This is a genomic window from Butyrivibrio sp. XPD2002 (assembly GCF_000423945.1).
Classification (GTDB): domain Bacteria; phylum Bacillota; class Clostridia; order Lachnospirales; family Lachnospiraceae; genus Butyrivibrio.
This window is the reverse complement of record NZ_AUIY01000021.1, coordinates 14,085-25,989: the sequence shown is the minus strand read 5'-3', so window position 1 is coordinate 25,989 and position 11,905 is coordinate 14,085. Positions and strand designations below refer to the sequence as shown.

Below are 11,905 nucleotides of genomic sequence, written 5' to 3'. Positions count from 1 at the left end.
CAAGTAAGACTTTTTAGTTATTCACACCATTTTGCCTTGATCTCATCAAGAACTCCTGTCTCAGAGAGATAATCAATGGCTTCATCAAAATCCTTTATAAGGTCGGGATACTCGTCACATGCACTCATGGAAAGTGCAACTGCGTAGGGTGCCTGACCTGTGTAGAACTCATCTCCTACAGTTTTAAGCTTTATCTCGCCTGTCTTAATTGAATAAGCTGTTCCTGGAAGATCGTAGATTGTTGCATCAGCCTGCCCGTCTTCAACTGCCTTATAAGCAAGAGCCTGGGAATCATAGGACTGGATGCAGCTCTCAGGAAGATTTGCAACGCCGTATTCGTAAGCGATTGTTCCGCTCTGAAGAGCTACTGTGTAATCACCGCTTGTTAAGTCCTCGACAGATTTGATTGTCTCGTTGTCAGGGCTTACAACAACTACAATTCCTGCATCATAGTAGGTCTTGGAGAAGTTCATGGTCTTCTTTCTTTCATCAGTAGCGCAGAGTGCAGCGGCTCCTACATCGAGCATGCCCTGGCTAAGTGATGTTCCAAGGGGACTGTAATCCATATCCTGAATAGTCTCATCAGCTATTTCAAAACCAAGTACATCCTTAAGTGCATATAGGAAATCCACATCATAGCCCTGAAGGGTTGTGCCATCCTCAGCAAAATAAGAGAAAGGTGCATAGGTGCCGGATGTTCCGATTGTAAGAGTTACGCCTTCCAATGATCCAAAGCACTCAGGCTTATCTGAATCAGAAGCTGTAGCTGTTTCTTCAGTAGTCTCTTCCGTTTCTGTCTCAGCCTCTTTAGTGGTTTCTTCTGTTTCAGTTTCTTTTACTTCATCAACAGATTCCGTAGCTTCCGATGTCCCCGAAGCTTCACCGGATGATCCGCATCCTGTCACCACACCTGCAAGCATTGATGTCACCAGTAGCATTGATAGAACCTTTTTTTTCATAATTTTCTCCTCCATTTCCTTTGCTTTTTCAATAAGAGCATCCTGTCGTTTTCTTATCCCCGGGGTTTTCCAGGGTATAAAAAAACAGCAGACATAAGCAACATAAACGCCATTGTCTGCTGTTCTCATTGAATTATCATGTATTTTTACATAGACTATTTAGTTTGTAAACTAAGAGTTTCTCATGTCTGTCATTACAAATCTTAATGACGGATCATACATTGTGTCTGTACTCATAGGGAAGTACCTTTGTCTGGTTGTAGCTGGGGCAGTCCTTTACCCACTCAAGGGACTCCTTTATGATAGCTGTCTGCATGGGAATATTGTTTGGCTCACCTGCGTTTGATCCGATTGGAACATGAGGCGCTGTAATTCTTGGAGCACCCTGCTGCCTTGCAATGGGCGGGAGGGCTGCTATCACAACGCAGCTCATTCCTTCAGCTTCACAGCATCTTGTAACAATTGTTGCTGACCTGTGACAGGTTCCGCAGCCACCTGTACAAAGAACAATATCCACTCCCTGTTCCTTAAGCTTTCTTGCAATCTCGGGGCCTGTTTCGTTCTTGAACTTCTCAACGTTTCCGCCGCCTCCCATGAAGGTGTAGGTCTCCTTTGAAAGCGATCCGATGAACCCCTCCTCTACCAGTTCGTGAAGTCTGTCGATGGGGAACATGGCATTTACGTCCTTGTTGATGTCAGAGTTGTCAAAGCCGCCGTGAGTAACCATGAGCTCAGATGAGGGAGTATCAAACTCGATTGTACGATAAGAAAAATCTCCTGATGTATTAAAGGGTGTCTGGCTCTTTTTATGTATTCCACCCGCAGTGATAAATGCCACCTTACATTCACTTAAGGGCTTTTTTAATTCTGTGAAAACCGGTCTTGGAGTTACCGGTACAAATATTTCTGACTGTAATCCACTAATTGTTGTTAATCTCATATCTGTCACCTCTTTCTATTCTTTTTAAGGATTCATCATGGTCTTTTTTGGTTTTAGTTTTTTCCATTAAGCATTTGTCACTAAAATCTAGATTATTCTTGCAGGAATATCGCGCTTTCCAACAGCTCTCATGGGGCTTAGGTAAAACTCCACCATCTGGCCGCATTCAAGTGGCATATCCGTAAACACCCATCTTCTGGGTACTGCCACCGTTCCAAGGTCATCCATAGTCTCCACCTTAACAGCCGTATCATTGACCTCTACGATTTGTCCTCCCACAAGACATGGTGTAAACAGGTTATCCCTTATAGAGCTGTCATCATAGTCATAGCCCGCATCCTCTACCTTGAGATAGCTGAAATGGAATTCCAGCTCCACGCCAGGCTCCAGTTCAATTTCTGATAAAATGATTTTTTCAGGAATCGTTATAACGCCAAGTCTTCCATGCAAATGCACCTTTACCATATCTTCGTTTATCTCTTTAACAAGTCCTCCCATAAGGATGGGATTTATAATATAATCCAGTTTTTCCATAGGCTTTACCTTTTTAATGAAGAGTGCCACTTTCAACAAGCTCTGTCTCTTTAAGGCCAAGGAGTTTGTTGTTAGCATTGATAACATCGTTATTCCACTTCTTGGGAGCAGGAAGAATCTCAACACCGCTCATTTTGTTCTTTAGCATTGCGATAGCTCTTGTAGCTACCTCCTTTGTTACACAGGAGCAGCCTGCAATATTGTTTTCAAATCCACCCTTATCCATGTTTTCTTCAACCATTGCTGTGGCATATTTATTGCCCACTACGAGTTGTCCCTGATATGCACAGAAGGATACTCCAACAACAGGTATTCCTCGTTTTCCTGCCTGCTCAATGTGCTGTATGAAATCAATATGGTTGTTACCAAAGCCCTCGGTTGTGATGATACAGCCATCCACATCAAGGGATTCAAGAAGGGATCCAAGCCTCTCTGAAACCCAGAGCTTTTCATCATTGACCTGAGGTGATCCGACAAAGATAACACCGATAAGATCCATCTCCTCATCTGCAGCCAGGCCCTCAACAAGGGGCTCGCGGATGTAATGTCTTGTCATCTCCTTGGTTGCAGGTCCGATACATGTAAGTGCATGGATGGAACCGTCTCTAACCTGGTTAGGTGTAAGCATTATCGGAACGTTACCGCAGTCTACGTTTTTCTGGCCTCCAAGTATTCCGCAGGGCTCAGTAGGACAGATAACATTGTCGTGCATGGCTCCCTGTCCCATGATTTCCTTAACGAGCACAACTCTGGGATTTCCTGGTCTTCTTACATCCTCGCAGATTTCCTCGCGGATCACTTCGCCGTCATATTTCTTAAGCTCATCTCTTATGGCCTGAATGATATAGTCCTGACACTTGTGAGCTGCGAAGGGACCTGGTCTTGTCATACCTGAAAGTCTCTCAATAACTACATGGCAGCGGATAATGATATCCTTTTCATCTGCGCATCCCGGATGTCCAAAGTACATCTTTTCATCAAGGTATCCTTCAGAGGATCCAAACTCATGGATCTGTACACCATCCTCATCTACACCTGTCAGCATAAATACAACGCCTTCAGCAACCTTCGTAACACCATGTCCAAGCTCTCCCTCAACCTTTGTTGCTATCGGACATACATCCATAATTGTGTCTGTATACACATGTCTCTTATCCGGGTAAATAACATCAAGCTCTATGCTCTTGCACAGCGGATCTTCCTTTACTGCCCTTTTTGTGATCGCTGAATCAATCGTAATCCTGCCATCCTTTATGGATGTCTCAGAGCCAATCTCAACCTCATTAATTCTGATGTGCTGCTTTTTAAGAGTGTTGAAAACCCTCTTGGTTTTAGGTGCTTCTTTCTTCTTAGTTTCTATCTCTCCGCCACAGGGCTCTTCACATTTTATAGTGTCACCGTGCTCAAAAGCCGCAATTGGAATATCAAGTGAAAACTGTTCAAGATTCTTAGCCTTACCAATTTCAATATGTATCATGTTATTTCCCCTTCCTGTTTTTGTAGTAGGTCTCTCCTTCTCTTTAATGCATGTTTCTTCTGGTTTTTCCGGCTTTTCATCTATGTCATTTACCTTATCAAGAACCTCTCTGGTGATAGGAGTAAGTGCCTCCACATTAGCGGTAAGAGTACTTCCAAGCACCTGCTCAATCCTGAGTCCGTCGCTACTAAGTTCAAGTAATCCCGCTTCAATCATGTCTTCAAAAAGTGCCGGATCCTCTAAGTCCGCTTCTGATATCACAAGTCCCTTCTGCCTTCTGCAACAAAAGATTGCAGGATCCTTTAAATGCATCTGTAATGTTTCCTTTGTTATTGACATACCTTTCCTCCCTATCCTTAATGTATTTTTCTGATTAGTTTTATATTTACGGCTCTGTTGGCCTGATCAGTGCAGTGATAAACCGGTAACCCAAGCTTTGGCGCACAGCTCATAACTGTGTTGGAGCAATCTGTGCAATTGCTTATCAGTACTGCCTGTGCTCCTGCTTTTTTAAGCTTCATTATCTTTTGAACCTGTCCCGGACATTTCCCCGGGTTCTCGCACTTTAAAGTGTTCTTAACGGGAATAGCCTGTTTACAGGATTCTACTCCTACAACACTGCTTCCAAGGCTTTCTGCAATTTCCCGTAGTCTCTTTTCATCAGCTCCGCATGCACAAACAAGAAGTCCTATTTTTTCAGGTCCCTTAGGAAAACATTCAGTTACTATAAGTCCTCCTGTGGTTTTAACTACCGGCTTATCTGGCTCTGTTCTTTTACCTGTAAAGGGGCCGCCCATTATTATTTCGCCGTAGCCTTCTCTGCAGCCGCCCTGTTCATCCAGGATACTTCCAACGCTTTTTCCTATTGGCACATCCATGAGAACTTTAATGATATTTTCTTTTTCACAGCCGTTTATCTTCCCCGCTACCGTCATGTTCTTATCGATGAGCGGTTTTTTAAGGTCGACTGCTTCCTGAATTCTGCAGGCTGTCTCAGCGTTTATGACAATTGCATCTGCTTCAAGAGGTAGCGAAGTAACCGGTAAAAGCTTTCCAAGTGTTTCTCTTATAAGCGCTCTTTCCTCACCCATGGGATACATGTTTGGAAGAAGGGTGACCCTTATCTTCTCTTTTTGCTCTGATTCCCCGAGTGCTTCCTTTAGCTTGGTGATTGCTTTTTCATGAATCTCTTTTATTGCTATGATTCCTCTCTTTGCGCCTGTGATATCCATTGCAATCTCAAGTCCCCTTAAAAGCTGCTTCGGATTTTCTTCAATGGCTCTGATGTTATGTTCCAGGATTGGTTCACATTCAGCTGCATTTATGATTACTGTTCCTTCACCCTGAAACTTTCCCGAAAGCTTTACGTATGTAGGAAATCCCGCTCCGCCAAGACCGATGATTCCTGCCTTTTGTATAAGCTTTAACGGTTCTGTTTCAGTAAGCTTAATGTAAGTGGCTTCCTGCTTTTCATCAGCGTCAATCACTATCTTGTTTTCACTTACCTCTTTTACAATTCCAGAAACGCTTGAATATATAGGGCAGCCCATTTTGCCCTCCTCTATATATGCAAGAAGCTGCCCTCTACATATGTTGTCACCCTTGACAACTGTAGGGGCAGCTTTCGCTCCGATACCCTGTATAAGAGGAAAACAGTACATCTGTCTCATATCCTGTACCTCGCTTCCTTCGACTTGCCTAGATTATAAGCACCTGCTATTTATCTTGTAAAATGAACAAATTTCAAACTGTCATTAAAAAATCTCATCTTACTATCCCATTAAATAAAATCATTGACCTATTTGGATCGATGTATTATATTTGGTACCATATTATTTATTCATGAAAAATTTTCATATATAAAATGGCAAAGGCGTCAGAAGATTATTCTTCCGGCGCCTTTTTTCTTATAGATAATCCTTTGGATTACCTATAAAGCACAGATTTTGCGTAACTTTTTGTCTTATTGAATTATTTGATATTTGGGAGCATTCTATGGATATAAGAAAGCTTATACTTTTTGAAGACGTTGCAAACACACAGAATTTCACCAAAAGTGGTGATAAGCTTGGCTACACCCAGTCAGGTGTAAGCCACATGCTCAAATCACTGGAGGATGAGCTTGGCTTTACTTTGTTCATACGTTCCAAGCAGGGAGTAAAGCTGACAGATAGTGGTCTGGGAATCCTTCCAGCGGTCAGGTCACTTCTAAGTAAGTATGAGAACCTTACTCAAACCGTCAACGAGATACATGGTATTGAAAAGGGTTCACTTACAATCGCCACATTTTCGAGTATATCTATTCATTATCTCCCAAAAATCATTCATGAATTCAAGGAAAAGTATCCGTCCATAAATATTGAACTTCTAGAAGGTGGAACTGATGATATTGTCAGCTGGGTAGAAAATGATATTGCAGACTTTGGCTTTTTGAGCCATGAAAATACTAAGAATCTTGAGTGGATCACATTGGCTGAGGATCCGTTACTTGCTATTATGCCTAAGGATTCAGAGCTGCCTGAAAGTGGTGCTATTAACATTGAATTCTTCCAGGACAAACCATTTATCATGACCTCAATGGGCACAGATTATGATGTGCACAAAGCACTCACTACATCTAATGTAACGCCCAATGCTATTTTTTCATCCAAGGATGATCACGCTATTATATCCATGGTCTCTAATGCGCTGGGCGTCAGCATTCTCCCCGGTCTCGTTGTGAAAGGCTTTGAGAATCAGGTCTCATGCTATGCAATAAATCCATATTATTCAAGGACTCTTGGAATCGCACTCAAATCAAGGGAAGCCCTGTCTCCTGCCGCAAAGAAATTCATAAAGCTTGCTACGACTATTATCAGTAGTAATCCACTTAGATAACAAAAGAAAAGGCTGCCGCTATATTTACCGTCAGATTATAACCATTTATTATTTTTTTTATTGCAATTTAATATATTTATCAAACTGAATATCGTAATATTAAAAATGAGGTATTGTTCTGTCTTCAAATGAGAATAAGCTATGGAAAACTTCACTTTTGACAAAGATATTCAAACTGCATATGAGCAATTGCTACATCCTATTGCAATTTTCCATGTCACAGAAGAAGGGGTAAAAACAGTAGTTGTATCCCGGGGCTTTTGTGAGCTCTTTGGCTATGCGGATTTTGAGCAGGCTTATAAGGACATGGAAAATGATAGCTTTACGATTGTGCATCCTGATGATGTAAACAGAATCAAAACAGAAATGAGACGCTTTTTAACAGAGGAAGGCAGATATGAGGTCATTTACCGTTCGAACCAAAAGGATGGAACCCCAAATAAATTGCTGCGTTCCGAGACTAAGTTTATGCACATGGATAATGGTGTGGTATTGGCTCACGTCTGGTACATGGATGAGAGTACAGACGTAAATCAGAAGATTATAGATCTTGCCCAATCCGTTACAGCTCTTCTTACTAACATGCCTGCAATGACTTTTTCAAAGGATGTGCTAACCAGAAAATATCTTGCTTGTAATCAGGCTTTCGCAGACTATGCGCATAAAGAAACACCTGATGGGGTTGTTGGTCTTACAGATTTTGAGATATTTGATGAAGATACGGCACTTCATTTTATCGAGGACGATAAGAAGGCACTGGCTATGGATAAGCCATACATTTTCTATGAGGATGTACCTGATGCAGCAGGTAATCCCCGCAGATTCCAGACGACTAAGCTTAAATTTGTTGATACAACCGGAAAAGAGTGTCTTCTTGGTTTGTGCCAGGATATCACAGAAGCGATGCAGATTAAAAAAGAATATGGTGAAAAGCTGGCCCACGCCAATGATCAGGCTCAAATTGATGCACTTACCGGAATCAGGAATAAATATGCATATAATGAATTGGAACAGGAAATAAACGACCGGATCAAAAAGGGCATCCAGGATAAGTTTGCTATTACTGTTTTCGACGTGAATGATCTTAAAAAGATCAATGATACTCTTGGACACCAGGCAGGTGATGAATATATACGCAATGCATGTAAATATATATGCACGAAATTCAGACATAGTCCGGTTTTCCGCATAGGTGGTGATGAGTTCGTTACTATTTCTGAGGGAGAGGACTGTGAGAATATCGATGAAATATTGTTCTTTATGTCAGAAAATAATAAAGACGCCAAGCGTACCGGAGGAATGGTAATAGCCTTTGGTATGTCAAGTTTTAGTGATAACGATGAGGATGTAGCGTCTGTATTTATGCGGGCTGACAAGCTCATGTATGAAAATAAGAATGAGCTCAAAAAGAGCTGACGACCTAGCCTATACTGCACAGGGCTCATCCATCCTATTAAATATAGAAAAACCACCGACAAATGCCGGTGGTTTTTAATGTATATTGTATGAATTACTTATAATTTACAATCTTGCCAAATTCAGGCTTAAGTGATGCGCCTCCTACAAGACCGCCATCGATGTTGGGCTGAGAGAAAAGCTCTTTTGCATTGCCTGCATTAACAGATCCGCCGTACTGGATACGAACGCTCTTTGCTGTATCCTCGTCGTAGATTTCAGCGATGCACTCACGGATAGCCTTGCAGACTTCCTCTGCCTGCTCTGATGTGGCAGTTACGCCTGTGCCGATAGCCCAGATAGGCTCGTAGGCGATAACCATCTTTGCAACATCTGATGCAGGTACGTCAACAAGGACAGATTTAATCTGCATTCTGATCCAGTCAAGGGTGATACCCATCTCTCTCTGCTCCAAAGTCTCACCGCAGCAAAGGATAGGTGTAAGGCTATGCTCAAATGCCTTCTTAACCTTCTTGTTAAGCTCCTCGTCTGTCTCGTGGAAATACTCACGTCTCTCTGAGTGTCCAAGGATTACATACTTAACACCTGCATCTACGAGCATCTCAGGTGAAATCTCGCCGGTGTATGCACCGCTCTCTTCAAAGTACATATTCTCAGCGCCTATTGCAATATTGGTTCCGCGTGTTGCTGTGATAGCCGGAACGATGTCTATTGCAGGTACGCAAAATACTACATCTACGTCAATGGATTCTACCAGAGGCTTAAGAGTAGCAATAAGTTCTACTGTCTTTGCCGGTGTCATATTCATTTTCCAGTTGCCGGCTACTATCTTTTTTCTTTCCATTTTAAATTCCTCCCTGTTCATGCAGCTTTGCAAGAACATCTGCAAGCACCTCTTCCATGGTGTTGTGCTTCTCATCTATGATAATATCTGCATATTTCTCGTAGAGCTTGCTGCGCTCATTATAAAGGGACACCAGTGACTGGCCTTCCCTCATGACAACGCCTCTCTGCTTAACATCGTTTAAGCGCTCTGTGAGAACCTCCATGTCTACCTTCATGTACACTATTGTGCCGATATTCTTAAAATGCTGCATCGCTTCGCTTCCGTAGACAACGCTACCTCCGGTTGCTACTACGGTTTTCTGAACCTCGATACCAGCATTTATTCTATTCTCAATATCAATAAAGCCATCGATACCTTCCGTTTCAATAATCTCGGAAAGCTTACGGCCTTCTTTTTCCTGAATCACAATATCTGAATCTACAAAATTATAACCAAGGATCTTGGCAAGTATAACGCCGACTGTACTCTTTCCTGATGCCGGCATACCAATTAAGACAATGTTATCTTTTTTCATAATATTCTCCGGTGAAAAAAACGGATTCAATTGGATTAATCTCCAAATTGAATCCGTTTCTAAAAATCTTATTAGGTTATCTTATTAAGCGTTTACAATCTTGCCAAAGTCAGGCTTAAGTGAAGCGCCACCGATAAGACCACCATCGATGTTGGGCTTTGAAAGAAGCTCAGCAGCGTTGCCAGCGTTCATTGATCCGCCGTACTGGATGCGAACTTCATCAGCTGTAGCCTGATCATAAAGCTTAGCGATGAGCTCACGGATAAGTCCGCAAACTTCCTCAGCCTGATCAGCTGTAGCTGTCTCACCTGTTCCGATAGCCCAGATTGGCTCGTAAGCGATAACAAGCTTCTTAACCTGGTCAGCTGTTACGCCATCGAGATCCCATGTGATCTGTCTCTCGATCCACTCCTTGTATGTGTCAGCCTTACGAAGTGCAAGTGACTCACCACAGCAAAGGATAGGTGTAAGACCAGAAGCGAATGCCTTCTTAACCTTCTGGTTGATAAGGATATCGTTCTCACCGAAGATATCTCTTCTCTCTGAGTGACCGATGATAACGTACTCAACACCAGCATCCTTAAGCATAGGAGCTGAAATCTCGCCTGTGAAAGCGCCGCTATCAACGATGTAGAAGTTCTCAGCACCAACGTGTACGTTTGTGCCCTTAACAGCCTCTACTACAGGTACGATATCGATAGCAGGAACGCAGTAAACTACGTCTACATCATCGTTCTTTACAAGATCTTTAAGCTCTGCACAAAGAGCTACAGCCTCGCTGGGAGTTTTGTTCATCTTCCAGTTGCCGGCAATTATTCTTCTACGTGCCATTTTAAAATGTCTCCTTTTATTCTTTTTCGCTCATACGCAGACTCGAAAATACTTCGTATTTCCTCGTTCGCGTTGCTCGTCATATTTCAAAGCAAGCAGCATTGTATGCCAGCATACTGCTGCTTGCTTTTCATCTGACTCTGCCTATTCGCGCAGATTACTTATCATCAGCAGCAACTACGCCAGGAAGTTCCTTACCTTCAAGGAACTCGAGGGAAGCTCCGCCACCTGTTGAAATGTGGCTCATCTTATCAGCGAAGCCGAGCTGGTTAACAGCAGCTGCACTATCACCACCACCGATGATTGTTGTAGCATCTGTCTCAGCAAGAGCCTTAGCAACAGCCTTTGTACCTTCAGCAAGTACAGGGTTCTCGAATACACCCATAGGTCCGTTCCAAACAACAGTCTTTGCGCTCTTTACAGCGTCTGCGAAGAGCTCTCTTGTCTTAACGCCGATATCAAGACCTTCCTTGTCAGCAGGGATTGAGCTTGACTCAACGATAGCTGTCTCGATATCAGGATTGTCGATAGGATCCGGGAAACCACCAGATACAACTGTATCGACAGGAAGAAGCAGCTTCTTGCCGTTCTTCTCAGCCTTCTCCATCATTTCCTTACAATAATCGATCTTCTCGTTATCAACAAGTGAAAGACCAACTTCATATCCCTTAGCCTTAAGGAATGTGTAAGCCATACCACCACCGATGATAAGTGTATCGCACTTCTCAAGGAGGTTATTGATAACGTTAAGCTTATCAGCAACCTTAGCACCACCAAGGATTGCTACGAAAGGACGAACCGGATTCTCAACGGCGTTGCCGAGGAAGTCGATCTCCTTCTGCATAAGGTAACCAACTGCACAGTTGCCACCCTTTTCACGAACATACTTTGTAACAACAGCTACGGAAGCGTGTGCTCTGTGAGCAGATCCGAAAGCGTCGCATACATAGTCATCGCAAAGATCAGCAAGCTCTTTTGCAAAAGCTTCGCCAGCATCTGAAGGCTTTGTCTCTTCCTTGCCACGGAAACGTGTATTCTGAAGAAGAACTACATCACCCTCGCCCATAGCCTCAACTGCAGCAGTTGCATCTGCACCTGTTACGTTGAAGTCTGCGATGAATTTAACGTCCTTGCCAAGCTTAGCAGAAAGGCTCTTTGCTACAGGAGCAAGAGACTCGCCGTCGTTGGGACCGTTCTTAACCTTACCAAGATGTGAGCAAAGGATTACCTTGCCGCCATCTGCGATAAGCTTTTTGATTGTAGGAAGTGCAGCGTTGATACGTGTCTCGTCTGTGATCTCGCCGTTCTTAAGAGGTACGTTGAAGTCACAACGAACAAGTACTCTTCTGCCCTTTGCGCTGAAATCGTCAACTGATTTCTTATTAAGTGCCATTATTTTATTCCTCCTAAAATAAAAAATAAGAGGGTCAGGTCCAAACGGACCGGACCCTCCTTAATGATTCCAAGTTTTACAAGGAAGTTCGACTCTCGCTATCGCTCGATCGAACTA

At 42.9% G+C, this 11,905-nt stretch carries 11 protein-coding genes; 2 read left to right on the top strand and 9 right to left on the bottom strand.

What is annotated here, in order from left to right:
• Positions 1–17 precede the first annotated feature (17 nt).
• From G587_RS0111980 to prdC, 5 genes are all read right to left on the bottom strand, one after another.
• A complete protein-coding gene (locus G587_RS0111980) occupies positions 18–959 on the bottom strand; it encodes an ABC transporter substrate-binding protein (RefSeq protein ID WP_026492441.1) in 942 nt (313 codons plus the stop codon).
• A gap of 214 nt (positions 960–1,173) precedes the next feature.
• Positions 1,174–1,899, bottom strand: coding sequence for a D-proline reductase (dithiol) protein PrdB (gene prdB / locus G587_RS0111975; RefSeq protein ID WP_026492440.1), 726 nt, complete (start codon positions 1,897–1,899; stop codon positions 1,174–1,176).
• 87 nt (positions 1,900–1,986) lie between these two features.
• A complete protein-coding gene (locus G587_RS26260; protein WP_026492439.1) occupies positions 1,987–2,433 on the bottom strand; it encodes a CBO2463/CBO2479 domain-containing protein in 447 nt (148 codons plus the stop codon).
• A 13-nt stretch (positions 2,434–2,446) separates the two neighbouring features.
• A complete protein-coding gene (gene prdA / locus G587_RS0111965) occupies positions 2,447–4,249 on the bottom strand; it encodes a D-proline reductase (dithiol) proprotein PrdA (protein ID WP_026492438.1) in 1,803 nt (600 codons plus the stop codon).
• A 17-nt stretch (positions 4,250–4,266) separates the two neighbouring features.
• The gene (gene prdC / locus G587_RS0111960) at positions 4,267–5,580 is read right to left on the bottom strand and encodes a proline reductase-associated electron transfer protein PrdC (protein ID WP_026492437.1); all 1,314 of its coding nucleotides are present in this window, start codon (positions 5,578–5,580) and stop codon (positions 4,267–4,269) included.
• Between the two features lie 325 nt (positions 5,581–5,905).
• Here prdC and G587_RS0111955 point away from each other — a divergent pair, with 325 nt between their 5' ends.
• Entirely contained in the window at positions 5,906–6,787 is an 882-nt protein-coding gene (locus G587_RS0111955; protein WP_026492436.1) for a LysR family transcriptional regulator, read from the top strand.
• Between the two features lie 141 nt (positions 6,788–6,928).
• Positions 6,929–8,203 carry a sensor domain-containing diguanylate cyclase gene (locus G587_RS0111950; RefSeq protein ID WP_026492435.1) on the top strand — a complete coding sequence of 425 codons (1,275 nt, stop codon included), beginning with the start codon at positions 6,929–6,931 and terminating at the stop codon, positions 8,201–8,203.
• 94 nt (positions 8,204–8,297) lie between these two features.
• Here G587_RS0111950 and tpiA (G587_RS0111945) read toward each other — a convergent pair whose 3' ends face one another.
• The 4 genes from tpiA (G587_RS0111945) to G587_RS0111930 form a co-directional block, all read right to left on the bottom strand.
• On the bottom strand, positions 8,298–9,047 hold the full coding sequence (gene tpiA, locus G587_RS0111945) for a triose-phosphate isomerase (protein ID WP_026492434.1): 750 nt from the start codon (positions 9,045–9,047) through the stop codon (positions 8,298–8,300).
• Position 9,048: 1 nt separating this feature from the next.
• Positions 9,049–9,564, bottom strand: a complete 516-nt coding sequence (locus G587_RS0111940; RefSeq protein WP_026492433.1) for a shikimate kinase — start codon at positions 9,562–9,564, stop codon at positions 9,049–9,051.
• 84 nt (positions 9,565–9,648) lie between these two features.
• Positions 9,649–10,395, bottom strand: coding sequence for a triose-phosphate isomerase (gene tpiA / locus G587_RS0111935; protein WP_026492432.1), 747 nt, complete (start codon positions 10,393–10,395; stop codon positions 9,649–9,651).
• A 157-nt stretch (positions 10,396–10,552) separates the two neighbouring features.
• Complete coding sequence (locus G587_RS0111930; RefSeq protein ID WP_026492431.1) at positions 10,553–11,788, bottom strand: phosphoglycerate kinase; 1,236 nt, start codon at positions 11,786–11,788, stop codon at positions 10,553–10,555.
• Positions 11,789–11,905: the final 117 nt, after the last annotated feature.

What these genes read in the sequence shown, in the direction of transcription:
- G587_RS0111980 (WP_026492441.1), bottom strand. Translation starts at nt 959, where the DNA reads ATGAAAAAAAAGGTTCTATCAATGCTACTGGTGACATCAATGCTTGCA.
- prdB (WP_026492440.1), bottom strand. Translation starts at nt 1,899, where the DNA reads ATGAGATTAACAACAATTAGTGGATTACAGTCAGAAATATTTGTACCG.
- G587_RS26260 (WP_026492439.1), bottom strand. Translation starts at nt 2,433, where the DNA reads ATGGAAAAACTGGATTATATTATAAATCCCATCCTTATGGGAGGACTT.
- prdA (WP_026492438.1), bottom strand. Translation starts at nt 4,249, where the DNA reads ATGTCAATAACAAAGGAAACATTACAGATGCATTTAAAGGATCCTGCA.
- prdC (WP_026492437.1), bottom strand. Translation starts at nt 5,580, where the DNA reads ATGAGACAGATGTACTGTTTTCCTCTTATACAGGGTATCGGAGCGAAA.
- G587_RS0111955 (WP_026492436.1), top strand. Translation starts at nt 5,906, where the DNA reads ATGGATATAAGAAAGCTTATACTTTTTGAAGACGTTGCAAACACACAG.
- G587_RS0111950 (WP_026492435.1), top strand. Translation starts at nt 6,929, where the DNA reads ATGGAAAACTTCACTTTTGACAAAGATATTCAAACTGCATATGAGCAA.
- tpiA (WP_026492434.1), bottom strand. Translation starts at nt 9,047, where the DNA reads ATGGAAAGAAAAAAGATAGTAGCCGGCAACTGGAAAATGAATATGACA.
- G587_RS0111940 (WP_026492433.1), bottom strand. Translation starts at nt 9,564, where the DNA reads ATGAAAAAAGATAACATTGTCTTAATTGGTATGCCGGCATCAGGAAAG.
- tpiA (WP_026492432.1), bottom strand. Translation starts at nt 10,395, where the DNA reads ATGGCACGTAGAAGAATAATTGCCGGCAACTGGAAGATGAACAAAACT.
- G587_RS0111930 (WP_026492431.1), bottom strand. Translation starts at nt 11,788, where the DNA reads ATGGCACTTAATAAGAAATCAGTTGACGATTTCAGCGCAAAGGGCAGA.